The sequence below is a fragment of the Pseudoalteromonas pernae genome (assembly GCF_039831865.1).
Lineage (GTDB): Bacteria > Pseudomonadota > Gammaproteobacteria > Enterobacterales > Alteromonadaceae > Pseudoalteromonas > Pseudoalteromonas pernae.
Genome location: NZ_JBDODM010000006.1, coordinates 213771 through 240703, shown reverse-complemented (window position 1 = coordinate 240703; position 26933 = coordinate 213771). Strand labels below are relative to the sequence as shown.

Annotated in this window: 22 protein-coding genes; 15 read left to right on the top strand and 7 right to left on the bottom strand. The window is 41.6% G+C overall.

Going from position 1 to position 26933, the window contains the following annotated elements; genetic code table 11:
* Positions 1-24: 24 nt before the first annotated feature.
* Positions 25-324 (bottom strand): hypothetical protein, encoded by a 300-nt coding sequence (locus V1358_RS15080; RefSeq protein ID WP_239407994.1) that lies wholly within the window; start codon positions 322-324, stop codon positions 25-27.
* A 67-nt stretch (positions 325-391) separates the two neighbouring features.
* Between V1358_RS15080 and V1358_RS15075 the strand changes: the two genes are divergently transcribed.
* The 5 genes from V1358_RS15075 to V1358_RS15055 all read left to right on the top strand — a co-directional run bounded on the left by V1358_RS15075 (position 392) and on the right by V1358_RS15055 (position 2870).
* Positions 392-670, top strand: a complete 279-nt coding sequence (locus tag V1358_RS15075; RefSeq protein WP_055022527.1) for a hypothetical protein — start codon at positions 392-394, stop codon at positions 668-670.
* 127 nt (positions 671-797) lie between these two features.
* Complete coding sequence (locus tag V1358_RS15070) at positions 798-1619, top strand: FRG domain-containing protein (RefSeq protein WP_347394065.1); 822 nt, start codon at positions 798-800, stop codon at positions 1617-1619.
* A gap of 232 nt (positions 1620-1851) precedes the next feature.
* Positions 1852-2094, top strand: coding sequence for an AbrB/MazE/SpoVT family DNA-binding domain-containing protein (locus V1358_RS15065; RefSeq protein WP_347394064.1), 243 nt, complete (start codon positions 1852-1854; stop codon positions 2092-2094).
* Between the two features lie 298 nt (positions 2095-2392).
* On the top strand, positions 2393-2596 hold the full coding sequence (locus V1358_RS15060; protein WP_347394063.1) for a hypothetical protein: 204 nt from the start codon (positions 2393-2395) through the stop codon (positions 2594-2596).
* On the top strand, positions 2580-2870 hold the full coding sequence (locus tag V1358_RS15055; RefSeq protein ID WP_347394062.1) for a hypothetical protein: 291 nt from the start codon (positions 2580-2582) through the stop codon (positions 2868-2870). The genes V1358_RS15060 and V1358_RS15055 overlap by 17 nt, the downstream gene beginning before the upstream one ends.
* Before the next feature lie 61 nt (positions 2871-2931).
* Here the strand turns inward: V1358_RS15055 and V1358_RS15050 are convergent, their stop codons facing one another.
* From V1358_RS15050 to V1358_RS15030, 5 genes are read right to left on the bottom strand one after another with little or no spacing between them, the layout of a single operon-like run.
* Complete coding sequence (locus V1358_RS15050) at positions 2932-3348, bottom strand: DUF6957 family protein (RefSeq protein WP_347394061.1); 417 nt, start codon at positions 3346-3348, stop codon at positions 2932-2934.
* Positions 3345-4883: a TniQ family protein gene (locus V1358_RS15045; protein WP_347394060.1), complete on the bottom strand. Its 1539-nt coding sequence runs from the start codon at positions 4881-4883 to the stop codon at positions 3345-3347. The genes V1358_RS15050 and V1358_RS15045 overlap by 4 nt, the downstream gene beginning before the upstream one ends.
* Before the next feature lie 2 nt (positions 4884-4885).
* Positions 4886-5905: a TniB family NTP-binding protein gene (locus V1358_RS15040; RefSeq protein WP_347394059.1), complete on the bottom strand. Its 1020-nt coding sequence runs from the start codon at positions 5903-5905 to the stop codon at positions 4886-4888.
* 3 nt (positions 5906-5908) lie between these two features.
* Entirely contained in the window at positions 5909-7888 is a 1980-nt protein-coding gene (locus V1358_RS15035) for a TnsB C-terminal domain-containing protein (protein ID WP_347394058.1), read from the bottom strand.
* A gap of 18 nt (positions 7889-7906) precedes the next feature.
* Positions 7907-8536, bottom strand: a complete 630-nt coding sequence (locus V1358_RS15030) for a hypothetical protein (RefSeq protein WP_347394057.1) — start codon at positions 8534-8536, stop codon at positions 7907-7909.
* Positions 8537-8968: 432 nt separating this feature from the next.
* On the opposite strand from V1358_RS15030, the gene V1358_RS15025 reads away from it, so the two are divergent.
* The 7 genes from V1358_RS15025 to V1358_RS14995 are packed head-to-tail and all read left to right on the top strand — an operon-like array spanning position 8969 to position 18967.
* On the top strand, positions 8969-9166 hold the full coding sequence (locus V1358_RS15025; RefSeq protein WP_347394056.1) for a helix-turn-helix domain-containing protein: 198 nt from the start codon (positions 8969-8971) through the stop codon (positions 9164-9166).
* Between the two features lie 39 nt (positions 9167-9205).
* On the top strand, positions 9206-9601 hold the full coding sequence (locus V1358_RS15020; protein WP_347394055.1) for a hypothetical protein: 396 nt from the start codon (positions 9206-9208) through the stop codon (positions 9599-9601).
* 23 nt (positions 9602-9624) lie between these two features.
* The gene (locus V1358_RS15015) at positions 9625-11214 is read left to right on the top strand and encodes a class I SAM-dependent DNA methyltransferase (RefSeq protein ID WP_347394054.1); all 1590 of its coding nucleotides are present in this window, start codon (positions 9625-9627) and stop codon (positions 11212-11214) included.
* A complete protein-coding gene (locus tag V1358_RS15010; RefSeq protein WP_347394053.1) occupies positions 11204-12523 on the top strand; it encodes a restriction endonuclease subunit S in 1320 nt (439 codons plus the stop codon). Before V1358_RS15015 ends, V1358_RS15010 begins: the two co-directional genes overlap by 11 nt.
* On the top strand, positions 12520-14766 hold the full coding sequence (locus V1358_RS15005) for an AAA family ATPase (RefSeq protein WP_347394052.1): 2247 nt from the start codon (positions 12520-12522) through the stop codon (positions 14764-14766). The genes V1358_RS15010 and V1358_RS15005 overlap by 4 nt, the downstream gene beginning before the upstream one ends.
* The gene (locus tag V1358_RS15000) at positions 14766-18056 is read left to right on the top strand and encodes a type I restriction endonuclease subunit R (protein WP_347394051.1); all 3291 of its coding nucleotides are present in this window, start codon (positions 14766-14768) and stop codon (positions 18054-18056) included. Before V1358_RS15005 ends, V1358_RS15000 begins: the two co-directional genes overlap by 1 nt.
* Positions 18053-18967, top strand: a complete 915-nt coding sequence (locus V1358_RS14995) for a COG2958 family protein (RefSeq protein WP_347394050.1) — start codon at positions 18053-18055, stop codon at positions 18965-18967. Before V1358_RS15000 ends, V1358_RS14995 begins: the two co-directional genes overlap by 4 nt.
* A gap of 1013 nt (positions 18968-19980) precedes the next feature.
* Here the strand turns inward: V1358_RS14995 and V1358_RS14990 are convergent.
* The gene (locus V1358_RS14990; RefSeq protein WP_347394049.1) at positions 19981-21372 is read right to left on the bottom strand and encodes a GGDEF domain-containing protein; all 1392 of its coding nucleotides are present in this window, start codon (positions 21370-21372) and stop codon (positions 19981-19983) included.
* Positions 21373-21636: 264 nt separating this feature from the next.
* Between V1358_RS14990 and V1358_RS14985 the strand changes: the two genes are divergently transcribed.
* The 3 genes from V1358_RS14985 to V1358_RS14975 all read left to right on the top strand — a co-directional run bounded on the left by V1358_RS14985 (position 21637) and on the right by V1358_RS14975 (position 26837).
* Complete coding sequence (locus tag V1358_RS14985) at positions 21637-22407, top strand: response regulator transcription factor (protein ID WP_347394048.1); 771 nt, start codon at positions 21637-21639, stop codon at positions 22405-22407.
* A gap of 4 nt (positions 22408-22411) precedes the next feature.
* On the top strand, positions 22412-24658 hold the full coding sequence (locus tag V1358_RS14980) for a tetratricopeptide repeat protein (RefSeq protein ID WP_347394047.1): 2247 nt from the start codon (positions 22412-22414) through the stop codon (positions 24656-24658).
* A 340-nt stretch (positions 24659-24998) separates the two neighbouring features.
* On the top strand, positions 24999-26837 hold the full coding sequence (locus V1358_RS14975) for a S8 family serine peptidase (RefSeq protein ID WP_347394046.1): 1839 nt from the start codon (positions 24999-25001) through the stop codon (positions 26835-26837).
* Positions 26838-26933 lie beyond the last annotated feature (96 nt).

Genomic DNA, 26933 nt, shown 5'->3' with positions numbered 1-26933 from the left:
GGCGGCTTAGAGTAAAACGGACTGTCACTCTCTAGCTAATCTAGGGAGGGCTTTTCTAATTCCTGCCAAGATGTTGCTCCAACCAATACGCTTTTTCCAAAGCTTTCCGTCGACCAAAACTTTATAACAATCGATCCGATCAGTTTTATAAAGTTCAAGCTTATGAGTAATGGGTTCACCACTATCGTAATCGGTGATTTCGATTATTCTTCTTAGTTCAGGAATATTTTGTGGCTCTACAAAGCTTTCTTGTTCTATATCAAATTTTCGATTAGTGTATGATTTACGATAATTTTTTGAAGCTTTATTAGTTTGTCTATACATAGGTAATCTCCTACCTTACAAGGTAGCATACCTTGCAAGGTCTCACTAATAAGCTGTTAGGTTACTAATGAGTACAGATATAGAACCGATGTATATTGATTGCGGTAAGCATGGAAAGCGAGTGGCTGCCGTACTATGTGGTCATCTTGTCAAACCAGAGGGAGAGCCTCTCGGTTTCATTGAAAATTCAAGCGTTCCAAATGATCTTCAAGCTTGGTGTTATCAATGTGAGGCTGTTTTTGAGGAAGAGGACGGCATGACAGAAAGATTCAGAGAGTTTAATCAAATGTCAGTCGTATGTGTTAACTGTTACGAACAAGCAGCACAGTATCACAATGTAGATTGAGGTTCGTAACCTAACAAGCTGTTTAAAATGGACGCCTTACAGCTTGGCTGGCGCTCATTCTTCGCTAATTTTAGCCAAGCGTAATCCGCCCATTAACAGGGCGTTAAGTGCCCTAAAAGGAGTTAGTTTGAGAAACTTCGGTAATACCAAACTTTGGTGCCACCTGTCGCTGGATAGCGGAGAGCAGTTCACGAACAAAGAAATTCGCGAGAGCGCTCCCGCTAAAATTCCGGATTTTCGAGAGTTGGTCAAGGCGGTAGCAAGAATTGCCAATCATAATCCCGACTATAGCTTGTTTTTTCGGGGCCAAGCTAAAGATTACAAGCTAAATTCAGGGGCAAGTTCTTTCTACTCAACAATTTTAAGGTCGCCGGGGCGGTCGCTAACAACAAAAGAGCTAGAAAAAAGATACAAAACGCTAGATACCTGCGCCAGCCAACTGCTATCTAAACTCGATGGCTTAGATATTGACAATATTAATAAATTAAAGAAATTTCCAGAGTTACCTTGGTCAATCCTCCAGCACTATGAGGTTTGCGGAACCCCGCTCTTGGATTTTACGCACTCACTTCGTGTTGCGGCATCATTTGCCCTAAACGAAGCAACGGATTCTGCTTATATCTTTGTTTTTGCGTTTCCATATCCAAATGGAACTATCTCTTACTCAACCGAAGAAGAGCTGCTTAATGTACGCTTACTAAGTGCGTGCCCTGCGGAAGCTTTACGACCGCACTTTCAAGAAGGATATCTATTGGGTTCATTTCCTCCCCGTGTAAACAGAAAGCAACCGTTTCTCGATTTTGGCAGAAGGCTTATTGCTAAATTTGAGATACCTAAGAAGTCCTTTTGGGGTAAAGATTTTCACGCAATTCCAGAAACGGCGCTTTATCCACCGGACGATGAAATCGAAGCAATTTGTACGGAAATAAAGTCCAAATATGGCACTTAACAATCACATTAAATTCGCTCTCTTCGGTCGCCGGACGTTCGCAAGCTCGCGCCGTTTATGTGGGCGTTAACGAATAAATACTCTAACTCATTTCTGTCCGTAAATCATTTAGTAAAGTGAAAGTTAGGGCAGCACAATACAAACGAGGCGATGGTGAGTCGTCCCAATTAGCATGCTACAAAACGCCAATAGCAGAAGTTTTAAAAGCTTATCTATAATATGAAGAGCTAACATGATTTCAGGACACTCACCTATGATTGTAACGGTAGGTAAAAACAGAACTATTCCGCTACCTGATGAACTTTTAGAGGCTAGTAAAGTAAACATCGGTGACATTTTAATATGTAAAGTGATGGAAGATAATTGTTCAATTACACTCGAAATCTTTGATGATCAAACCTTGAGCGATGAACAAATAAAGGCACACGGTTCGTTGACTAGAGTCGAAGCACTGAATCCAAAGTGTTTTGACTAAGCCTTCCAGTGTAAGTTTCTGAGTGTTACTTACTTGATATTCAATATCCGAAGTTTGCGTATTCGCTATCTTGCGGGAGTTACGATTGACTGCTCATAACAATGGAAAAAAGCAATATTATTGCGAGGCAGTATAGATAAGACTCCATGTGTTTAAGCGCAAAAATATAAAAGTACTTTAATTCAATTGATTAGGCTAAAAAATTAGTGACACTTCTGAGATTTTAGTGACACTTCCGAGCAATTGAAAACACTTCGCGCTAATCTATAGCTAAAGATAGCTAAATTTTGATTGCCTTATGTCTAACACCTCAAAGCCAGAACAAACTACCCCTGAAACACCGACGGAATTCGATGAGTTATTTGAGCGCATTGAATCATCCTCAAAGGGTGCTGAGTCACTTTTCAACGCTAATACAGAGCAACTTCAAGAAACGTTTCACCCCGAAGGACGACCAAGCGTTTCTCAAGAAAAGCAGGCAGACGATGAACCTAGCACTTGATACTTCTATCACGCAGCGATTACCGAATTTAAAGCTCTATGAGCCAATCGGTGTTGATGAGCGGTATCAGTTTATTGTTCACCGTCTACTTCGTACTCTCTGTGTTATGGCAAAGGACGATGTGATAGAAGTGCAATGTGTACTTACATGCCCAATAACCAATATTCCTACTGTTTATGTGGATGTTCCAATCGGCATGCTAAATCAGGTAGGCACTCTTTTTGATGAAATTCAACGATTGTTACTCGTTGCATCTAGTAACCAAAGACTCTAGCAAAGCTGCTTTCACTCTTCTGAAGGGTTGTAAAATCGCCCGAAGAATTCATAAACTCCGATTAATCGGGCCTCAGTTCTAATAGCCTTGCGAAATTACGCCATCCCATAGCAACATGAGTTCCTGGGCCGATTAGGTGATAGACTGAGTTTTGAGAAACAAAAGGATTTAATTCTGGGTGTTCAACAGATTGCCAACTACTTAAAACCCATTCAAAGCCTCTGGGCTGAGTATGCTCAATGGTGTCTTCACTAAACACGACTCGTGGTAGGTAACCATGTGATTCAAAGCTCATGTGTTCTTTTGGGTTAAGCAGGACATCGATTAACAGCCATCGTTTAAGCGAGACCTTCCTTATTCGTATTGGAAATTCAGCGCCTTTTTCGGGTAATACAACAGCACTAGGTCTGATATATGGGCGCAATGTGTCAGGCACCGTTGTCTGTAACATTGGAGTGATGATAGGCAGCACATTCATAATAGGTCTTCCAACAATGGAGGTGTGTAATAAGCTCCGAAGGAAGGGCCATCAATCGCGCGGTCAAAGCGCCACGCAGCATAATGAAAATGGCCTTGGGTTACATATTCCTCGACCTTGGGCGAGGGGATACCCAGACATCGTGCAACCCGGCTAATGCCAATAGAATCTTTGCAAGCTAAGTTAAACTGAGCAATCAAGAACTTGGCAAATTCATCTTTATTGATATGCAGCGATGATAAATCACCAGCATAGGCCTGATTAACGCATACTTCGCCTCGTAGCCATGCAGCTAACAAATCACCATAACAAGTCAAATACCGGCGAAAACTCCGATGATTTTCATTAATAAGAATGGGCTCCCGAATACTTTGCGTAAATCTCGCATTGAGAAAATGCGTTATCTCATGTGCATCAAACAGTTTGTCGCGTAAAATTGAAGTGCTGTTAAGTTGTGGCAACAACTGCACGTCTGTGAGTGGCGTTAACGTTTTAGACTTAATACCAACAAAGGAGGCGAGTAATGCGTGTGACAAATGAGTGTACCACTGTTCTTGCTCTTGTTTTGCTGCGGCTTTAGCCCGAGAAGATTTGATATAAGCTGCCGTTTCTAAGCTCTCATTACTTACAAGCAGATCACATTCATAACTTGGTTCATAACTCACTTCATAGCCGTCTTCATCACCTTCTTCATTAAGTATTGGCCAGTTGTCACCTCTGAGCTGTCTAACAAACAGGTCTGACGGCGCTAATTGAGCCGGTTCCCATGCGTTATCAGCCATCGTTTTCCAGCTATCAAAATAGTTCACATCAAAAAGTAGTTTCAAAGCACGTAGTGCATAGCACCAGTGATGTGGTGTTCTAGGCACAGCAATGAGCGTTTGTTGCAACACATCCTTTGGGCGGCCTGCGCTCATGAGTGCAAGCATGACATCGTGTAGTTGCGTTCTTTTGAGCGCGATAGTGCCATCATCGGATGGCCAAATCAGAGGCGTTATCTCGCAAAGCAAATCAACCTTCTCAAGCTCAATATTGCGCCATGGCGTTTTGCAAGCAGGACAACATTCAAATAAGTCAGCATTCCAGTCAAACAAATGCTCACAGTAAGGGCACTGATTAATAAGTGGCGTGTTGTGCGTTGGACACAGGGGAATAAACGCACATTGCCAACGCCAATCAAGAATGGGGGATTCTTGCTCAGCAATGCAATGAGGGCAGATACGAGGAAAATCGACCAATGCATGTTTAAATACGCGATTATCATCAAATTCCCACGGTATTATATACTCTCGCTCCATATCGTTTGCAGCATTCCGGCCCAGCACCTGAGATAGTGGTCCTTCAAGATGAGCGATTTCTGTAGGAGTGAAATGATTCATGCGGAGACTTTTAAGGGGACGCATTCCAATCGTCCACAAAAAGTTGCTGAGCCCTGTAAATCCATTTAAATATGCGAGTCGTAACAAATAGCCTGCTAACGACTCGCTAGGTAAACGATATGGTCTTACACCCAACAAGCCTTCTGCTCTAGCCATATCTATTTATTGCTTGGATACTTAGCGTCATAGGACTCTGCTTGATATGCATGAGCACGCTCATTAACTTTGTGGATCGGCGCTTTAAACACTTGAAATTGTCCAATGTGACCGTTGAAGCCGCAAGAGCCATAGATAGCTTGCATCTGAGTAAAGTTAATCCCGTTGTTTTTCTCAGCAAAGCGAACGAATCGAATGATAAGTTTAGTCAGCAGACGGGGCGAGCCTTTGCTTGCCAGCCACAGCCGAGACACCATATTGTCAGAGGTTAAGGGCTCACATTTAATTGAGTGTTTCACTAGCACCTGGTTAAAAGAACCGACATATTTCTTAAAATCCCCAAGATTGCTAGGGCCAGTCGAGAGAAATTGAAAATCATGTAAGCGAGTATCGGCATAACTCAAACGCTGGTTGAGCTCCGGGAAGGGTGCTAATAGTGCTTCAGATTCGGGCATCCCCGCAAAACATACCGCTAATGCATGCTCATCCATCAATGTTTTAATGAAAGCCATCACATCATTGGTGCTTGTTAGTGCAAATTTGCGCAAAAGGTGTTGCACTTCATCAAAGATAATCATGCGTACTCCTTGATAACGGATGAGACGGTTTAGCCGCATTTCTGCTGACTCACCGCTTCGAGCGCTGGGCGCTAGATGACCCGCTGACTCAAGTAACTTCTCTACTATGCGCTTAATTGTGGGTTTACCTGGGACACGAATAGCCAATAGCGGTAAAGGGGTAAGCGTGTCTGTAGGTTGAAACTCATCTCTGCTGTAGATATCTGCTGCAAAATAACGAATAAGGCGGGATTTCCCTGTCCCTGGAGGACCAAGCAATTTGCAGCCAATGCCCTCGAAACCGCTCATTTCAAAGCATTCATTTAAGCCTTCTTGTGCTTGCTTAAAATCAGAGTGCATAATAGTGCCGTAGTATATTTCTTGAACCGCATCCGAAATGCTGTTGCCTAATCGTTTCGGTAAATCGCCACTGATATCGATAGGTAAAGGACGTCTTATCTTCATTATTTAATCACTCTCAAATATGCCGTCATCATCTTCAATGTCATCTAGCGGAGATGAAAGGTCCGATAATGATTGAGATGAGAACGATTTTGGTGGTGTGTAACTATTACTTTCAGATTGTTTATTTACTGCTTCAAGATAATCGTCAGGAATAGCGTCACGTTGACGACTGTGTTTTTTACCACTGTTTTTGGCGGCCAATTTAGCTTTTAATTTATCTGAATCCTCATCATCGCTGAACGAGTCAGGGGCTGGACGAGACATGCGATCTTTGATGACTTTAAGTTCAGCTTGATGCGCCTCTCGCGTCATTCCTTCTTCAATATCTGCGTCAACAGTAGGGACGATAAAATACTCATCGGTGCGTGGGTCTAATACACTGATTTTAGAGACATCAATATCATCATATTCACAACGAACAATCGGCTTTTCACCGACACTCGTGAGATGACGCGCAATGTCTTTTAATCGAGCATTCATATCGTTATAGCGAATATTTTCGACTTGCACACCTAGATGAAAAGAGCCTTTTTTATCACCACTGATAGCGGCAAAACGCACTTTGCCGCAAGGAAGGGCAATTTGCTCGTAGTTCGGTGGCAACTCTGGGCGCCAACCACTGTCTAGCGATTCTTGCCAGGACTCATCTGGCGTTAACCCCTTTATTCCACTATGCGGAGTGTGGTGATAATCATCGACAATCCAGCGCTCTAATCGCTGTTTGAATTCTTCGAAAGTCAGCACTGCATTATCTTTCATACTGAACTCCAACTGCATCTGGTCTTCCATCGGACCCACATACCCTGGCATTTTCTTCGCAAACTTTATTCTCAATGTTAAGTTGAAGCGTTCGATGAACGGCTTGAGCCAACCGGCAGCGACTGGGAGTGTTTTTGTTAACGTGCCGCACATGCGCATCAAAAAACTACTTGTTTCGATACTTGTGAAAGCAGTGCCACCATCTGCCACAAAACAGCTAAAAAGCCCATAGTAACTCCAGTGATTGCCTTTTTTCGTGTGGAAGGACCCCTCTGCTTTGGGGCACAAAGCGTGACGAATTGCTTGAATCACTAATGATGACGTTTCGCCTCGACCCACACGTGCCGAATAGCCCAAAATCACACGCGTCTTCACATCGATAATAAAAATGATTGTGACGCCACCGCCTAGATAATTTCCGTTCTCATCAACGATACCGACTTGCAAATAAATCCCATCAGCTTCAACACGCTCTAAAGGAAACTTAACCTTGAATTTTCTGATTACATTTCGTGCTAACGCTTTTAACTCTGTCGCTTTAATGCCTGAACGTGGCAAAATCTTCCAAATGAGTTTTTTAAATGTTTTCTTTACGTATGAGTAGCTTGGTACGTGAATTGGCTTATTTAGTGCTGTGATCTTTTTAGCTAGAAGCCGGTGCAACTCCGTTAAATTGATTTTGTCGATTAAATTACCGGCTAGTTGCTCATCGATGGCTTCTAACATGCTAAGTTGCACTTCGTCGTCAAACTTCGGAGAACGCTTACGCCGATTCGGCGCAATAATATCGTGCGCTGCACCGAGTGATTTTTCATTTTCGTTTTGACACCACACGCCAAGTGTCGAAGGGCTAGGAGGGTTGTTATCGCCGATTAATTCAGCGACATTTGCTATGATTGCTTTACGCTTTTTTAATCCGCCTACGTTTTTAGAGTTCGGCTCAGATTGTTCTCTCACTGCATTAACATAAGCATTGCGCCGCTCTTGTTCTACCTTCTGTTTAGGCGTTAACTTTATCTCGCCCTTTGGTGATTCTTTCTTACTAATGAAGTGTAGTTGCCCTAAAGCCAGCGCTTGTTCAAGTTCGCTGTGAGAAAGAATAATTTCGTCTATCGCATGGTTTTCAAACTGAATAACCGCTTTTCCATTTGGAAGCTGATACAGCGTAGCGTTTAAGTTCTCGTAACGAATCGAAATGTTATTTTGATAAATACTTTTAAGCATGTGACACCTTCAACTACATTATTCTGACGCGCTAAGCTTTGTGATGCTTAACTGCCACTTTTCGAATGGAAGCGTCAAATCAACTTGAAAAAGTCTGTGTGCAACAGCGCGTTTCACAACTATGATATCGATGCCGCGCTCTTTCGCGATTGTGTTCATCTCTTTCATTGAGTAAGTGCGCAAGTCATCAAGCCCAATTACAAGCTTTTTGTACTCAGGAATGGGGGCCGGATGGCGCAAACAGGGGAGAAGCATGAGGGCATTGATAACATTGTCGCCGTCATAGATATCTTTCTCAGTAACGACTTTAAAAAGAGTCCCTTGTTTTTTGTACTGCTCAGTCAAAAACGCCACTTTGTCTTTAAAATCTTTATTCTGTGTTTTTGCGAAATTTTTTATTTCAATGAAATAGCGGATACCATCCTCAATAACTTCGAAATCTGCGGTATAGCGAGTTTTTTTACTATCCAGTAGATAGAAAAGCGGCTCGGGCTGACTTTTAATAAACTCCACACCCTGAATTCTTTTTAATACGTAAAAATGACTCTCTAAATCAGAGTCTTTAATATTCACAATATTTAGATGTTCGTCGTATATCGTATTAGTGCTGCCAAAGAATTTCTGCTTTGCTTGAATCCTTGTTTTCATTTTAGATAACACTTATTGACTAATTGAAATTGGTGAAATCGTAGTTTTAAATCAAACTTGAGTCAATGTTGTAAATTATTGATAATATTGACATTTATTTAATTATTGATATATTATGTACCCTCCAAAATCACTAATTCTTTGTAATTTCATCATTTTTAAAAAAATGCTGTTTTTAGTCGCAAAATCGCCTATTTTGCTGTTTTTATATGCTAACTGTCTGAAAAGGTATGAATTTCTATAACATTTAAAATTTTTTTAAAAAATTTCATAAAATTTCGATTTTGGTCGGTATTTTGTTTCTGTTTAGAGTAAAAGTGATCAGAAAGGCACAGCATCTTTAGTTTAAAAATGTGAGATAAGCTCACATTTTTATCGCCAAACTGTAATATTGTGATAGCCTAGCATTAAGGCAATTATTGAGACTGAATTATGATCCGCTGCCACCTCGCTCGAATGATGGGCGAACACAAAATGCGTATTGCAGATGTGGCCAGAAAAACTGGTTTGAGTAGAGCCACTGTCACGTTGTTGTATAAAGAAACGGCCCAAAGAGTCGATCTCGATGCAGTAGACAAACTATGCGAACTTTTCGATTGCGATATAAAGGACTTATTTGAACGTGTGTAGCCATATCTGGCATACGACAGTGGGCATGGACGGAACCAAATGAAAATAGATAGAACTAAACCTGATGTATTAAGAGTGACCGAGTACATCTTAGCGCAGAACAAACTAGATAAGCCTTTTAGTGTCCAATCAGCAGACCGTGAAGATTTAAACGGCATAGGTCGTCATCGGCTATCACAAATTATGAGAGATATTTGTTTAGACCCTGAAGATAAGGGCAGCTTAGCTAGATATACAACAGTTGATAATACAAATATGGATAATAACTTTTGTCGTTGGCAGTTAAACGCCAATGCATATTTCGGTTATCTGTCTTACTTATCGTTACAAGAGTCTCAAAAATCAAATATTACAGCGACTAGAGCACTATGGTTCGCGGGTATTTCAGCATTTCTAACCTTTTTATCAATCATAGCCTCAATAATTTTGGGTTAGAAGCATTTAAGGAATTCATAAACATGGCAAAAACTAACAATAAAGCCCCAAATAAAAACGAAAAGGGATTCGAAGAGTCGCTTTGGGATGCGGCTAATAAGCTTCGTGGCAGTGTTGAATCATCAGAGTACAAGCACATTGTACTAAGCCTTATCTTTTTAAAATTCATTAGCGATAAGTTTGAAAAGCAGCGTGAAAAACTCGTTACCGAAGGCATGGGTGATTACGTTGATATGGTCGACTTTTATACCAAAGACAATGTGTTTTATCTGCCAGAAGATGCCCGCTGGTCATTTATTCAAAAGCAGGCCAAGCAAGATGATATCGCGGTAAAAATTGATACCGCACTGCATACAGTTGAGAAAAACAACGCATCCCTCAAAGGTGCGTTACCTGACAATTACTTTTCTCGCCTAGGTCTAGATGGCAGTAAGCTCGCAGCACTTATCGATACTATCAACAATATCGACACTGTAGCCAATGATTGCCACATGACAGAGGAAGACCTAGTCGGTCGTGTGTACGAGTATTTCCTAAGTAAATTTGCAGCAAATGAAGGTAAAGGCGGCGGTGAATTTTACACGCCTAAATCGGTTGTTTCGCTTATCGCAGAAATGATTGAGCCGTACAAGGGTAAAATATACGACCCTTGCTGTGGCTCCGGCGGTATGTTTGTGCAATCTTTGAAATTTATTGATAGTCACCATGGCAATAAAAAAGATATCTCTATTTACGGCCAGGAATACACCAGTACAACCCACAAACTAGCCAAAATGAACCTTGCGGTGCGCGGTATTAACGGCAACTTAGGTGATGTTGCAGGCGATAGCTTTTTTAAAGATCAGCACCCTGATTTAAAAGCAGATTTCATAATGGCGAATCCGCCATTCAATCAAAAGCAGTGGCGTGCAGATAACGAGTTAGTTGATGACCCACGTTGGGCCGGTTTTGATGTACCACCAACCGGTAATGCAAACTATGCGTGGATCATGCACATGATCTCAAAGCTTAGTGAGTATGGAACAGCAGGCTTTGTTCTTGCCAATGGTTCAATGAGTTCGAACACTGGTGGTGAAGGTAAAATTCGTCAAAAGATAATTGAAAACGACTTAGTGGATTGCATGATTGCGCTACCGGGACAGCTTTTCTACACCACGCAAATTCCTGTCTGCTTGTGGTTCATTACCAAAAATAAAACTGAGCAGCACTTTAATGATGCCCGTGAACCTTTCCGTAATCGCCAAGGTGAAACTTTATTTATTGATGCCCGTGAAATGGGCACTATGGTTAGTCGTGTTCATAAAGAACTAACTACAGACGATATTGCAGAAATTGCCAGAACTTATCACGCTTGGCGAGGTGAAAAAAAAGACGGTAAGTACCAAGATATCGCAGGCTTTTGCAAATCAGCCACATTAGAAGACATTAAAGCTAATGACTTTGTGTTAACACCGGGCCGTTATGTCGGTGCTGCCGAATTAGAAGATGATGGCATCCCATTTGAAGTGAAAATGAAAGAACTAAGCCAAACCCTTTATAGCCAAATGGAACAGGCCGAAGCGCTGGATAAAGCGATTCGTCAAAACTTGGAGGTGTTGGGTTATGGCAAGTAGGGTAAAATTATCTGAATTATGCTCTGAAATATCTTATGGCTATACAGCAAGTGCAGATAGCGAAGTTGTTGGACCTAAGTTTTTAAGAATCACTGATATACAGGGTGGCGTAGTAAATTGGGATGAGGTTCCTTATTGTAAGGTTGATGAAAAAAATTTAGCCAAGAACCTTTTAAAAAAGGGAGATATAGTTGTTGCTCGAACTGGAAATAGTACGGGTGAAAATTATATTTTTGAAGCGGATGATGATGCAGTTTTTGCGTCATATCTGATTAGATTTAGAGTTAATCCAGAGCTTGCCAATCCATATTTTGTTTGGTTACAAATGAGAACACATGCTTGGTGGAATTTTGTATCTGGTGCTAAAGGAGGGTCTGCACAAGCTGGAGCAAATGCAAAAATTTTAGGGTTATTTGAAGTAGAACTTCCTGAAAGGAATATCCAAGATAAAATAGTGAGTATAGTTTTTGACTATTTCAATAAAATTGAATTAAACCGACAAACCAACCAAACCCTAGAACAAATGGCGCAAGCGTTATTTAAAAGCTGGTTTGTTGATTTTGATCCTGTTATCGACAACGCACTAGCCGCTGGCAACGATATTCCCGAAGCACTGCAACACAAAGCTGAGCAGCGTGCTATTTACAAAGAGAAGGCGCAACAGCTAGCAGTTTCTCCTGAAACAAAGAGCAAACCTCTACCTGATGATATCCGTGCATTATTCCCAAGCGAATTTGAGCAAACTGATGATCCAAGTATTGGTGTCGCTGGTTGGATACCTAAAGGCTGGTCATCCATATACCTTAGTGATTTGTTGGATGTTAAATATGGAAAAGATCACAAAAAGCTAGATGAAGGAGAGTATCCTGTCTATGGCTCTGGTGGTTTAATGCGAAGAGTGGATAAGTTTTTATATGAGGGGGAATCGGTTCTTATTCCAAGAAAAGGAACGCTTTCCAATATCATGTACGTAAACGAAACATTTTGGTCAGTAGACACTATGTTTTTTACCATACCTAAATTGCCAAATGTTGCTAAGTTTACATTTTACCTTCTTAAAAGGTTGAACTTTGACAATATGAACGTAGGTTCTGCTGTACCAAGTATGACCACAAAAGTACTAAATGCATTGCCTGTAGTTTGTCCTAGTGAAAGCGTATTGGCTAAGTTTGACGAGATTATGGACCTGTATTTTTCAAAGATCCAAGCTAATCAAGCAAGTACTAATCAACTTGAGCAGTTAAGAGATAGTTTACTACCCAAATTAATTTCAGGTGAAATTACATTATCAAACAAGGATGTCGCATGATTAATTCTCTAGAAATTGCTAACGCAGCAACATATGGAATAGCGCCTCAACAGGTGTCTCCACTTGAAAAGTTTAACTTCTTCTTTGGTGCAAATGGCGCTGGTAAAACAACAATTTCTAGATTGATTGAGGATTCAACAAGGTACGCAAACTGTGCCGTTAAGTGGTCTGGTTCACCCATAGAAACATTTGTTTATAATCGCGATTTTGTAGAGAAAAATTTCAATCCTCAAAAAGACCTGCCCGGTGTATTTACCTTGGGGGAAGCTGATCAAGCAATTATTGATAGGATCGCACAAGGAAAAAGTGAATTAGACAAGATAATTGAAGAAATCAAATCCAAAGAGTTAATTTTAAATGGTGACGACAGCAACAAGGGTAAAATAAAAGAGCTTGAAGTTATCGACAATAATTTCACAGACAAGTGTTGGTTAGTAAAAGATAAATTAGATGAGTTATTTAAAGACGCTTTTCAAGGTGTACGTAACAGTAAATCTAAGTTTAAAGAACGAGTTGTTAGTGAGAGCGCTAGTAATACTGCTGATTTAAAATCAAAAGAATATCTAATTGAAAAGGCAAAGACTCTATTTGGTGATACACCTGAATCAAAACCTTTGATTTCGCTAGCTGGTGACTCATCAAAATTAAAGGAGTTGGAACAGCATCAAATTTTAAAAGACAGAATAATTGGTAAAAGTGATGTCGATATAGCTGGAGTAATTAATAAGCTAAATAACAGTGACTGGGTTAGACATGGTATGAACTACTTACCTCAATCGGAAGGTGAGTGCCCATTTTGTCAACAAACACTGTTGAGTGGCTTTGAAGAGCAGTTAGCTAATTATTTTGATGAAACCTTCACTCAAAACATTGAATCTCTACAAGCTATAGTGGCGTCATATTCTAGTTCATCACAACAATTAATTTCACATCTCGAAAATCTTGTAGCTAATAATCATGCAGATATTGACAACAAATTATTAAAAGCCAAGTTTGAGACATTAAAAGCAATAATCAGTGAGAATATGCAGTTGCTTGGTAATAAAGTATCAGAGCCTGCTACTAGTGTTACATTAAAAGCTACTCATCAAATAATTGATGAGATTAGAACGATAGTGGAAAACGCCAATAACTCAATAAATCAGCATAATTTAATTGTATCCAACTTTAAAAACGAAAAAGAATTGTTAAGCAATCAGGTTTGGAAATATGTATTGGAGGAAGAGCTAAAAGCTGAAATTCAGCAATACACAAAAGACTCCTCAAGTTTGCAAAAAGCAATTCAGGGTTTAACTGTCGGAATAAATACTAAAAAGGCAGATAAGATAGCTAAAGATGCTGAAATAAAAGAGTTAGAAAAGGACACTACTTCAATTCAGCCAACAATTGATGCGATAAACGGCTTATTAAAGTCATTTGGGTTTACTAGCTTTACTATTGGCAAATCTACGAAAGACCGTTGCTACTCAATTGTTAGGACGGATGGTTCTTGCGCAAAAGAGACCTTAAGTGAAGGAGAGAAAACCTTTATATCTTTTTTATACTTTTACCATTTACTTAAAGGTAGCTTCACCGAAGTTGGCATAACAACTGACAGGGTTGTGGTTATCGATGATCCAGTTTCTAGCTTAGATAGCGATATCTTATTTATTGTTAGTACCTTGATTAAAGGGCTAATGTCCGATGCTAGAAATGATTCTAGCTTAATGAAGCAATTATTCATCTTGACCCATAACACTTACTTTTTTAAGGAAGTTACATTTAATAAAAAACGGTCAGGGCAAGATAAAATGAGGGATGAAACATTTTGGATTGTGCGGAAAGTTGATGGTACTTCTAAAATTGTTGGGCATAACTCAAACCCAATAAAATCATCGTATGAATTACTCTGGCAGGAGATAAAAGCGCCAGAACCTTGTTCGCTAACCATTCAAAATACAATGAGAAAGATTTTAGAGAACTATTTTACGTTCTTAGGGAATATCAAAAAAGATGACATGATTGAGCTTTTCGAAGGGGAAGAAAGGCTGATTTGTCAGTCACTGTTTTCGTGGGTTAACGATGGCTCTCACCATGCCATTGATGATTTGTACGTAACTCAAGACATTGGGGTTATTGATACCTACAGAAAAGTTTTCAAGAAGATTTTTGAAGCTTCTGAGCATGGCGCTCATTATAAGATGATGACGGGAGTTGAGGGCGAGCCAGATGATTCGTCGAAAAAGCAAGGAGTGGCTGCTTAATGAAGTTTACAGAAGCAAAGCTAGAAGCTGCCATTATTGAATTACTTGGCGAACAAGGTTTTCCTTACGTACCCGGTGGTGAGCTTACCCGTAGCAATACTGACGTTTTGATTAAAGATGATTTACGCCAGTTCTTAGCTGTTAAATACGAAGCTGACAATATTACAGCGGGTGAGATTGATTCAATCATCAAGCAAATAGAATCATTGCCTGCTAGTGACTTGTACGACAGTAATAAAACCTTCTGTAAATGGTTAAGTGATGGCTTTTTGTTAAAACGAGAGCCTGCAAAAGGAGCAGCAGAGCCTTCAGCGCAGATAAAAAGCCAAAAAGATCTCTACATCCAATTAGTCGATTACTCCAATGTTGTTCAAAACCTGTTACCTGATTTAGCAAAGGAAAGCGTACCCGAACTACCTAATGTGGCAGAGCCTTCAGCGGAATATGAAAAGAAGCCTGCAACATGTTGTAATGACACCAATATATACAAGATAGTTAACCAGCTTGAGATTGAAGGTGTTGATGGCGAAAAGCGTATCCCTGATGGCATTTTGTACATCAACGGTCTGCCGTTGGTGGTGTTTGAATTTAAGAGCGCTATTCGTGAAGAAGCCTCTATTCATGATGCTTATGTTCAGTTAAATACCCGCTATCGCAGGGATATTCCGGCCTTATTTGTCTACAACGCCTTTTGTGTTATCAGTGATGGCGTAAACAATAAAATGGGTGGCCTTTATGCACCTTATGAGTTTTTCTATGCATGGCGCAAGGTAACGGGCAATGAATCGATAGAAAAAGATGGAATTAATTCGCTGCACACTATGTTGCAGGGGTTATTTAATAAGGCTCGCCTGCGAGATGTTATTCGCAACTTTATATATTTCCCCGATTCATCAAAGGCTGAAGTTAAAATTGTTTGCCGTTACCCCCAGTATTATGCGGCTAGAAAGCTTTACCACAATATTAAACTCGCGCGTAAACCAGAGGGCGATGGTAAAGGTGGTACATACTTTGGTGCAACTGGCTGCGGTAAGAGTTTTACCATGCAGTTTCTATCTCGCTTATTAATGAAAAGTGTAGATTTTGAAAGTCCAACCATTGTGTTAATTACTGACCGAACTGACTTGGATGATCAGCTATCGCAGCAATTCTCGAATGCAAAAACGTATATTGGCGATCAAACTGTTGTAGCTGTTGAAAGCCGCGACCACTTACGCGAACTACTTCAAGGCCGAAATAGTGGCGGTGTGTTCTTAACGACTATTCATAAATTCACTGAAGATACCAAATTGCTAACGGATAGAAGCAATGTTATTTGTATCTCTGATGAAGCGCACCGCAGTCAAACTAACCTAGATCAGAAGGTTCGAGTGACGGAAAAAGGTGTTAAGAAGACCTACGGTTTTGCCAAATACCTTCATGACTCATTACCCAATGCAACATTTGTAGGTTTCACAGGAACGCCTGTTGATGCCACGCTTGATGTGTTCGGTCAAGTTGTAGATGCTTACACCATGACAGAATCTGTTAAAGATGAGATCACTGTCCGTATTGTCTATGAAGGTCGAGCGGCCAAGGTCATTTTGGATAACGCCAAATTAGAAGAAATAGAAGCTTATTATCAGCAGTGTGCTGATGAAGGCAGTAATGAGCATCAGATTGAAGAAAGTAAAAAAGCTTCAGCTAATATGACTGCTATTTTGGGCGATCCAGATCGTATTAGCGCGTTAGCCAAAGACTTTGTTGCTCATTATGAATCTCGTGTTGAAGAAGGCTCTACCATAAAAGGTAAGGCGATGTTTGTAAGCTCTGCACGAGAGGTTGCCTATTCATTTTGTCAAGAATTAAAAGGCCTTCGCCCAGATTGGTTTGAAGTACTTGAATGCGAAGCTGGCGCAGAGCTAACAGAGCAAGAGCGCAAAAAAATTAAACCAATGGAACGAGTAAAAATGGTAATGACTCGTGGCAAGGATGACCCTAAAGAATTGTGGGATTTGCTAGGTACTAAAGAGTATCGTAAAGAGTTAGACCGACAGTTTAAAAATGAAAAGTCGAACTTCAAAATCGCCATTGTTGTCGATATGTGGCTAACAGGCTTTGATGTGCCATTCCTCGATACCATTTACATCGACAAACCAATCCAACGTCATAATCTAATTCAAACTATATCGCGTGTTAACCGAAAGTTTGAAGGTAAAGACAAAGGTCTGGTTGTTGACTATATCGGCATCAAAACGCAGATGAATAAAGCGTTAGCCATGTATTCAAAAACGGATGAAACCAATTTTGAGGACATTACTCAGTCAATTATTGTTGTTAAAGACCATTTAGATTTATTGGGCAAACTCATGCATCACTTCGATGAGTCGCCATACTTCATCGGGCAGCCTGTTGCTCAACTTAATTGCCTCAATAATGCCGCTGAGTTTGTGCTACAAACGCAAAAACTTGAACACCGTTTTATGGCATTAGTAAAGCGATTGAAAACCGCTTATGACGTGTGCTGTGGTAGTGAAAAACTATCGCAGAAAGAGCGTGATTACATTCACTTTTACTTAGCTGTTCGTTCTATTGTTTACAAGCTCACAAAAGGTAATGCGCCTGATACCGCACAAATGAATGCCAAGGTACGAGACATGATTTCTGACGCACTCAAAAGTGACGGAGTAGAAGAGATCTTCAAGCTAGGGCAAGGCGAAGATGGCGTTGATATCTTCGATGATGATTATTTGGCAAAAATTGAAAAAATCAAACTACCGAACACTAAGATCAAACTACTTCAGCAGATGTTGGCAAAGGCTATTAGCGAGTTTAAACAGGTAAATAAGCTTAAAGCTGTCGATTTTTCTGCTCGCTTTAAATCACTAGTTGATAGATATAACGAGCGCAAAGAAGAAGATGTATTAGTCAGTGAAGTACTTGAAGACTTTTCTGATGAGATTATCAATATGTATCAAGACCTCAAGTCTGAAATGGGTTCATTCGCTGACATGGGTATTAACCTAGAAGAGAAAGCTTTTTACGATATTTTAATGGCACTCGCGATTAAATACGATTTCCAATATCCAGAAGACAAGCTTCTCGACCTAGCTAAAGCAGTAAAAGATGTTGTTGATGACAAAGCTAAATACACAGACTGGAGCCAGCGGGATGATATAAAAGCTGAGCTCAAAGTAGACCTGATAATGTTGCTAGCTAAGTTTGGCTACCCACCAGTTGATCGTGATGAAGTGTATAAAGAAATCTTCGAACAAGCTGAAAATTTTAAGAAGAATAGGGCAGTTGCATGAGTAATAAAACACGCGTCGACATGATAATTGAGACATTACGAGATCATAAAGGTGAAAAATTAACTGCTCGCGAACTTGCCAAGTTGTTCCTTGAACGCTATCCAGCGGAAATGACAGAAAAAATGAAGAACCCTAATTACGCTAATGAGGAGGAGCTGATAGCACAATTAGCGGCAGAAGTTGGTGGTCAACGAACAAAAAGAGCTAAAGAAAAGTGCAAAAACATAAAAACGCGTGAGAAGCCAAGACCACGTCTATATTACTGGGATGATAAGCCTTTAGCTATTACTGAAAGCCTTGATGAAGAGTTACATGAAGCTGACGAATTGAGACTAAGTGAACATGATTTATACCCAATTCTTATTGAATTTTTAAATAAAGACATGGGGTTATACTGTCATCGCATAGACGAAAAGACATCAAAAAACAGCCAGGGTGCTGGCGGCAATCACTGGTTACATCCTGATATCGTTGCAATGGAGCCTCTAGATAAAAGTTGGGATCAAACGGTGAAGACTTGTGTTCGCTTCGGTAATGATAAATCCGTAAGGTTATGGTCTTTTGAAGTAAAAAAAGAGCTAACACGGTCAAACGTCCGAAAGTGTTTCTTTCAGGCAGTATCAAATTCAAGCTGGGCAAATTTCGGTTATCTCGTCGCGACTGGAATAGCTGATGGTGTTGAACCAGAACTGCAAATGTTGAGCTCATTACACGGTATTGGAATTTTGCTATTAGATGTGGGTGACTTGTACAACAGTCAAATATTAATCCCGGCTAAAGAAAAGTCTGACATTGATTGGGTTTCAGCTAATCGAATTGTAGATGAAAACCCGGACTTTAAAAATTACATCAAACAAGTTGGAATTTATCACCAGACTGCTGAGCTTATACCAAGTGTTTGGAATAAGTGACATCTTGAAAGTGCGCTACGTGAATTCTGATAATCTTTCGCGGGATAACCTAGAAACCACGCACGTAGCGTCGCGTTATTAGCATATACAAATAATGTCAGTTTTCAGCCATCAAATGGCAGAATTGTTCAAACCCAATTCCAAAAAAGGGATCCAGCGTTAAAATATCAAAATCTAAATTCCTTAAATCTAATGTATGTGTAACCAGTTGAATAGTATTGTGAATTTTTGACACACAAAACTGGATCGATCCAGAGTTAAACTGCTAATTACAACAGATTTCCATGAGGTTAATGTTATTATTCACGGCATTTAACATAATCTAATTTATGGGCTTTAGCTATAGAGACACAAATTCAAGGTGTTAGATATTTATTAGATACTATTCTGGCGCTAGATAATGTGTCTACGGGAAGATAAAAAAGTTTGGCACAAATCCATCGCGCCAAAACCTTGGAGTTCGCTTTTAAATTGCGATTTCATGAAACTAGGTGTGTTTAACTGTGTAGCCAAACACGGCGCGTACTATACACGCCCCTATATTGCCAATAGCTGAATAAGCTAGTAATACGAAGCACATGAGTGTATCTAAACCTATCAGCTATATCATCCTATATATTAACAATAGCAGCTTTTTAAGGGATGGCGAAATTGAAAACTTGAATCATTTCGTATCGAACAAAGGTTCGCAGTTGTTCTTGTGGATATGTCGATTAGGCTAAGTTGTTAGTTTATAAAAATTTATCGCGTAGAAAAAAGGCCGGCACAAACCCAACGCACCAGCCTTTGTGCACACTGTTAAATTGGAAAACTAATTAATGTACGCCGTTCAGTTGAGTTTGGCTCACAACACACAAATCTGGGTTAAGTTGCGAATATGACTCTTAACGTAGTGAATTAATAACAACGTTTGTGATTAGCAACTCACTGTTACTGAACTTTAAATTGTCCATAACCATAGTTTAGTTTTCACAAAATTGACAACTTACTCTAATTATCGGCCAATCAATTTGTCACTTTAGGGTTACACGATTACGCCCAGATGCTTTTGACTCGTATAACGCTGCGTCGGCACGTGAAATTACATCATCGATATCTTCATGATCTTGGGCCGCGGTTGCACCCACCGATGTGGTTACCGCACCGTATATATCGGTGTAACCCACAACAGACTCAGCTTCAACTGCTTGGCGGATACTTTCGGCAACTTGCCGCGCCCCTGCTGCATCAGTGTTGGGTAATAAAGCGGCGAATTCTTCACCGCCTAAGCGACACACAAAGTCGGTTTTGCGCACGCAGGCCGTTAACACCTTCGCCATAGCTACAAGTACTTTATCACCAATGGCATGCCCGGCTTGGTCGTTCACTGACTTGAAATGGTCGATATCAATCATCAACAAGTGAATGGGCAATTTATTGCGTTTAGCTTGGTGCAACTCTTGTTCTGCCCGTTCCATAAATGAGCGCCTATTAGCAATGCCTGTCAGGCTGTCTTGGGTTGCAGCTTGCAATAGCGCCATTTCGGCTTCACGCCTTCGTTCATCAATACTTTCTTGCAATATGGCACTGGATATAATGAGTACGATGATAAACCAGGATATAAGCACAACGTACAAACCGAATAAGTCTTCAGACTTAGCCGCAACAAGGGATTGCACAAATAAATACCCTAAAAGCACCGGGACGAAATAGCCAACTAACACCTGAAAACGCGCAATTCTGCCACCGATATAAGGCGACAACAGGGCGTGCACCGCCCCACTTTGTGCATGAATAAGTAGCACGCTAATCGCTAAGAATAATCCGTAGGATGTCGTTAGCAGCGACATTTGTCCGAAAAAACCAGCAATGCCGTAGGCATAACCAATGATCGACAACATAGGCGCTGCCAATCCAATAAATGCGCACACTTGTGCTGTTTTTACTTTTCCTAAACCACCTAATAGAACTGCACCAGAGAGCAGTGACATCATGATTGATGTGTTCAAGCCCATAGAGTTGGATTTACCCTCTCGCAGTTCGGCACTCACCAATTCAGAAAATGGCATCAAATGCTGCATCCATTGCAACTTAAACACATGGTCTGCCAGTACTGCAGTCGAAATACTCAAAGCAGCAAACGCCAAAGGTGCGACCAATTTAGTCCACATTTTCTTGTGTTCCAGAAACACGCCTAAGCTCACCAGCATTACCGTTATACCGGTCAATGGATTAGTCGCGGCGCCGCCCGTAAGAGGGCGATATAGCTGCTCAATATTAAATACGTAACCAGCCATTGAGATCATAGTGAGAATGAAGCACGCGCCAGCTAATGCTTTAGCGACAATCTGCATGTAGCGAGTACGCTTTTCGTATTTAAGAACTTGCTTTTGATTTTCGAGGAGGTTGAATTTTACAGAGACCATGACGCTTAAGGTTAGTGTATCGACGCCCCACCATCATATTAGACTGACAATATTAAGCAATTAGAACTACTTAAAACACAGTCAACTACGAATAAAGGTAGAGAATATTTTAAAATTGTAGGTGGCCATTACGCATGCAACATACCCGACGATCACCACCGTGATTTTAGGGCATCTGGTTTGCAAACATAAATATACAAACCAATACAATGTCATGTATAGTCATATAATTATTAAATTCATGTTACTTTTTCGGATGCAATAATGAGCACTAATGGGAACAACTGGATACTTATTGTCGATGACGATGCGGATCTTGCTCAGTTGGTGGCCGATTTCCTGCACACCAACGGCTATAAGACCAAAATTGAACATAATGGATTGAAAGCCGTCAGCACCATTATTAACGAACAACCTGCACTTGTGGTGTTAGACGTTATGCTACCTGATATGGACGGTTTATCGGTGTGCCGCGCGGTTCGTTATGGTCACCCTGAAGCACAGGGCACCTATGATGGCCCAATTTTAATGCTCACGGCTTTAGACAACGACATTGATGAAGTTGCAGGTTTAGAAACCGGTGCTGATGACTATTTAGCAAAACCCGTACGTTCTCGCGTGTTGTTAGCCCGGGTACGTGCCCTACTTCGCCGTAATCCCACGGAACTTGAATCAGCGCAGCTCAACGGCGTTCAAAAAGAACACGTGGCTGAACCTGCAGACGAATCAAGCCTACTCAAGTTCGATAACCTAGTCATCGATACTAAATATCAAACCGCGACTTATAAAGGTGAGGTGGTGGATTTAACCACCGCAGAATTTGAGCTGTTAGCATTGTTAGCAAAGCAACCAGGCGTGATTTGCACCCGTGACTTTATCTCCGAGCACTTTTCGAAATTAGGATATGAAAGCACGCACAGAACCATAGATTTGCGCGTTTCACGTATTCGTAAAAAGTTGGGTGACGATTCCTCTCCTTCTACACGGATCCGTACTATTCATGGTAAAGGGTACTTGTTTGTAGGCGATAGGTAGTCAAATGAACAACAAGCTAGGTGTTATTCGCATTTTCATGGTGTGTATGCTTTGCAGTGTACTGTTGAGCAGGCCAGTAATCGCAGATGAGCCAACACCTAGCGCACAAGAACTTGAACAATCACTTGCACAAGCGAGCGATGCCAACAAGGGCGAATTGCTCACTGCTCTCGTTGAAGCCTACCGCGACAACAACCCCACGAAAAGCCTCGAATACGGCGAGCAAGCACTCATTGTTTTTGCTCAATTTCCTGATGCCAAACGCCATGCCACGGTATTAAACAACATGGCATGGACGCTTGTGTCTATGGGCGATTACGAGCGCGCCCAAAGCATGATCACACAGAGCAAAAGTCTCGCTCAGCGCAATGACGACCAACGCGGTATCTATGTGGCCATGACCATGCAAGGGATTGTTTATTGGCGAACCGCAGATTATCAATCAGCACTAAAACAATTTGAATTAGCGCAAGAGATAGCCAAACAACAAAATGACACTCGCGGAATAGCCAACACCACGAACTATATAGCGATTATTTATCAAACACTTGGTCAACCCAAACAAGCGTTGACCTATTTTCAGCAAGCGCATGAACTGCAACTTGAGTTAGGTGAACAAAAAAGCATCGCTGTGTCGCTTAACAACATCGCTAATATCCATGGCACCAGTGGCAACTACAGTTTGGCGCTTGATTTTCAGTTAAAGTCTTTGAAGATAAGGGAAGAAATCAACGACATTCCTGGTTTAGCGCAAATATTGGGCAATATTGGCCTAACCTATTTCTATTTGCAGGACTATGATCTCGCCCTATCCTATTTACAACGTTCTCTAGGCCACTATGAAACGCTCAAAGATAAGTTAGGCATTGCTGAAACCTTCACTAGCTTAGGCGGAGTGCATCAACGTAAACAGCAATATGAAGCAGCCTTGCACCAATACCGCAGCGCGTTAGAAATTGCACAGCAACTCGAAGACCCTGTGCTTGTTTCGCGCGTGAACATCGATATTGCTAGTGCCTACATTGAGCTTAATGAGCCCGCACTTGCTAAGGAACACGCCCAACCCGCATTGCAACACATCACCGAAATGCAAGTGATGCCTTTGCAGGCAAATGCGCTGCTCGTCAATGCCAAAATAGCCAAGCTAGAGAACGATTTTGAGCGCGCCGTGCACCTAACCAACCGTTCATTAAGTGTCGCCCAAGAAGTAGACGACAAGCGTCTGACCAAGGAGGCGTATGAATTTCTTTATATGCTGTATAAAGATAAAGGCGATTATCAGCAAGCATTGGCTTATCTCGAACAGTTTAAAACAGTAAACGACGAGATGTTTAACGCCGAAAGCGATCAGCGTGTGGCTTTTCTACTCAGTCACTTTGAGGCTGAAAAGCGTGAACAACAAATCAAATTACTGCAAGCAGATCAGTCTTTAAAACAAAAAGAAATAGCGCAACAACGTTACACACGTAATGTGTGGATAGCTGCACTGTGTGCCCTTTTTGCCTTTGTGCTGTTACTCGTGAACCGTATTCATCAATCGAGAATTAACCGCTCTCTTAATGAAAACATTCAGTCGCAACGTGAACTTATACAGGCAGTAGCTCATGAATTTAGAGCGCCATTGGCGAGGGTACAGTTAGCTTTTGATATGCTTGAGGATTCATTCAACCAGCCAAATACGCAAACACTGAGCCATAAAATCAATGATGGCTTGAGTGAACTTGAGAAATTGATCAAAGAGGCACTCGATTTTATACAACTAGACAGTAAAGCCCGTACCCTACATTTAAGTGAAGTATCCCTTGGAAACTTGTTGTCACGATTACTTGAGTCACATGTTGATTTATACCCGCAAGTTGAATTCGACCTCTCAGAAAAAGGCAAGCAACCGTGTATTGTTCAAGCCGATGCGTTACAACTTAATCGGGCGGTTTCGAACATAGTGCGAAACGCCGCGCGCTTTGCAAAAAGCCAAGTCACCATTACCTTAATCAATCATGCCAGTCACTACGACATTGTTGTTGAAGACGATGGCCCTGGAATACCAGTTGCTCAGCGAAAACGCGTTGTAGAGCCCTTTGTGCGCCTCGACCTCAGTCGATGCCGCGACTCCGGCGGTGTTGGTTTAGGTTTAGCCTTGGCCAAGAAAATATGTGAGGCCCATAACGGCACGCTGAGCATTGGCGCATCGAGTCTAGGTGGCGCGAAGTTGACGATTCATTGTCCAAAACAACATCCTGCATCGCATTAGCGGTTCCAACTGCGAAAAAGCCAATTCTCTCATTGAGTTAACTACCTCCTAGCACAGCTCTAGCCATAACCTTGTGTCCACTAGGTTAAATATTCTTTGATCTTTTGTGTTTTTATGTATATAAATGTATATATTGATTTATATACAAATCGATACATAAACTTGCTTCTTTAGTTTTGAAGCTCACCACTGATAATGAATTTGGTTATATTTCGGTCACTTAAGAACAAGGATTACCTTCTCAACCGTTACCAAATTCCGCAGTAGGTCGATGTAACTGTGTGGTTTAAGGACAAAGTTTCATCTGTGTGCAATGACCTACACGAATTGGAGTATTGTTATGAAAGTAACCAAAATAGCTAGCGCTATCGCCGCTTTGTCCTTGGGTATGGCAACCAACCTCTATGCCCAAGACTCGCGTTACGTGATCCAAGTAGATAACGCAAATAAAGGCATTGTTAAAGCTCTGGCTGCGCAAATGGGCGCAGATATTAACGTCGATGGCGACGGCTTTATCGCTGCCACGTTTGAAGGTAAAGACTTAAGCGAGGTAAAGGGCTTATTAAACAACCCACACATTAAACTCGTAGAGTTAGACCAACGACGCTCAGCGATGGCGTTGTTTAATGACGATGCAGGCAACCCAACCAACCAACAACTTACACCTTATGCCGTGTATCAATCACAAGCTAACCAGTTGATGTTCAATGCCAATAGCGACATTAAAGTGTGTGTTATCGATTCAGGCCTTGACCGTTCAAATAGCGACTTTAATTGGAATGCCATCACCGGCAGTGATGACCCGGGCACGGGTGCTTGGGACGTCAATGGTGGACCACACGGCACCCACGTTGCAGGTACTATTGGCGCTGCTGATAACGGCTATGGCGTTGTGGGCATGGCACCAGGCGTGCCAATGCACATCGTTAAGGTATTCACCGCTAGCGGCTGGGCTTATTCTTCTGATTTGGCCTATGCGACACAGCAATGTGCGCAAGGTGGCGCCAATATTATTAACATGAGCCTTGGCGGTGGCGGCGCTAATAATACTGAGTCTAACGCATTCGCTAATTTCGTGGCTGATGGTGGCTTAATCGTGGCCGCAGCGGGTAATGATGGCAACTCAGCGCGCTCATACCCTGCTGGATACCCATCAGTGATGATGATCGGCGCCAATGATGCCGATAACAACATTGCTGAATTTTCTCAATTCCCAAGTTGTTCCAGTGGCCGTGGCAAGCGCGCCACTTTCGATGAAACCATTTGTGTTGAAGCAACGGCGGGTGGCGTCCAAACGCTGTCGACCTATCCGGCGGGTATGGCAAGCCTTAGCGCCCTGACAGTAGACGGTACAGCAATCCCGACTTCTGGTATGGAAAACACAGGCAACATCACTGCTAATACCTATTTCATGGGTACCGCAGAAATCCCAGATTCAAACGCTGCAGGTAAAATCTGTGTAATCGACCGGGGCAATATCAGCTTCCACGACAAAGTGCTCAATTGTGAAAACTCAGGCGGCGTGGGCGCGATTATCGTCAACAATGTTGAAGGCATGCTTTATGGCACGCTCGGTGATGCAAACGCGACATCTATCCCAGCTGCTGGAGCTGCACTTGCACAGCGCGATGCGCTTGTCGGTTCAATCAGTGCCTCAATATCTATTGGTGCCTCAGATTACGGCTACATGAGCGGTACATCAATGGCTACACCTGCTGTGGCGGGTATCGCTGCGTTAGTTTGGTCTAATTTCCCTGAATGTACTGGCGAAGAAATTCGCGCAGCACTCAAAGCAACTGCATTGGACTCAGGTGCGCAAGGTCACGATGTGTACTTTGGCTACGGTATTGTGCAGGCAAACGATGCCAGTAATTACCTAACCGCCAATGGCTGTCAAGGCACGACACCCCCCCCTACAGAGCCACCGACAGGCGAGCCTACGCCACCTGAACTGACAGCATCTCATGCCATGATGAAGGGTAAAAATGTGGTTGAGTTAGTGGCCGCTGCGAGCCGAGATGTGAATCTGTATCGAAATGGTACTTTCATAGCCAAGGTAGCGCCAAACACGGTGTACGGCGATAAATTTAACCGCAATGCCTCGGGTACGTTCACCTATCAAGCGTGTGATTCAATAGACACTAGCTTGTGCTCAGAAGTAATTACAATCTCTTTCTAGTTGGACCTTAACCAAAGCAGTGTGCCCTTCCCCATTGGGCCGCTGCTTTTTTATTTGTGAAATCTCACTACTCCCTCTAAATCCATACCTCTGTAT

Coding starts and splice junctions, on each gene's coding strand:
- V1358_RS15045 (WP_347394060.1), bottom strand. CDS start 4,883: ATGGCTAGAGCAGAAGGCTTGTTGGGTGTAAGACCATATCGTTTACCT.
- V1358_RS15055 (WP_347394062.1), top strand. CDS start 2,580: ATGAACCTAGCACTTGATACTTCTATCACGCAGCGATTACCGAATTTA.
- V1358_RS15050 (WP_347394061.1), bottom strand. CDS start 3,348: ATGAATGTGCTGCCTATCATCACTCCAATGTTACAGACAACGGTGCCT.
- V1358_RS14975 (WP_347394046.1), top strand. CDS start 24,999: ATGAAAGTAACCAAAATAGCTAGCGCTATCGCCGCTTTGTCCTTGGGT.
- V1358_RS15020 (WP_347394055.1), top strand. CDS start 9,206: ATGAAAATAGATAGAACTAAACCTGATGTATTAAGAGTGACCGAGTAC.
- V1358_RS14985 (WP_347394048.1), top strand. CDS start 21,637: ATGAGCACTAATGGGAACAACTGGATACTTATTGTCGATGACGATGCG.
- V1358_RS15025 (WP_347394056.1), top strand. CDS start 8,969: ATGATCCGCTGCCACCTCGCTCGAATGATGGGCGAACACAAAATGCGT.
- V1358_RS15080 (WP_239407994.1), bottom strand. CDS start 324: ATGTATAGACAAACTAATAAAGCTTCAAAAAATTATCGTAAATCATAC.
- V1358_RS15075 (WP_055022527.1), top strand. CDS start 392: ATGAGTACAGATATAGAACCGATGTATATTGATTGCGGTAAGCATGGA.
- V1358_RS14995 (WP_347394050.1), top strand. CDS start 18,053: ATGAGTAATAAAACACGCGTCGACATGATAATTGAGACATTACGAGAT.
- V1358_RS15010 (WP_347394053.1), top strand. CDS start 11,204: ATGGCAAGTAGGGTAAAATTATCTGAATTATGCTCTGAAATATCTTAT.
- V1358_RS15030 (WP_347394057.1), bottom strand. CDS start 8,536: ATGAAAACAAGGATTCAAGCAAAGCAGAAATTCTTTGGCAGCACTAAT.
- V1358_RS15015 (WP_347394054.1), top strand. CDS start 9,625: ATGGCAAAAACTAACAATAAAGCCCCAAATAAAAACGAAAAGGGATTC.
- V1358_RS14990 (WP_347394049.1), bottom strand. CDS start 21,372: ATGGTCTCTGTAAAATTCAACCTCCTCGAAAATCAAAAGCAAGTTCTT.
- V1358_RS15005 (WP_347394052.1), top strand. CDS start 12,520: ATGATTAATTCTCTAGAAATTGCTAACGCAGCAACATATGGAATAGCG.
- V1358_RS15065 (WP_347394064.1), top strand. CDS start 1,852: ATGATTTCAGGACACTCACCTATGATTGTAACGGTAGGTAAAAACAGA.
- V1358_RS15000 (WP_347394051.1), top strand. CDS start 14,766: ATGAAGTTTACAGAAGCAAAGCTAGAAGCTGCCATTATTGAATTACTT.
- V1358_RS15035 (WP_347394058.1), bottom strand. CDS start 7,888: ATGCTTAAAAGTATTTATCAAAATAACATTTCGATTCGTTACGAGAAC.
- V1358_RS14980 (WP_347394047.1), top strand. CDS start 22,412: ATGAACAACAAGCTAGGTGTTATTCGCATTTTCATGGTGTGTATGCTT.
- V1358_RS15060 (WP_347394063.1), top strand. CDS start 2,393: ATGTCTAACACCTCAAAGCCAGAACAAACTACCCCTGAAACACCGACG.
- V1358_RS15040 (WP_347394059.1), bottom strand. CDS start 5,905: ATGAAGATAAGACGTCCTTTACCTATCGATATCAGTGGCGATTTACCG.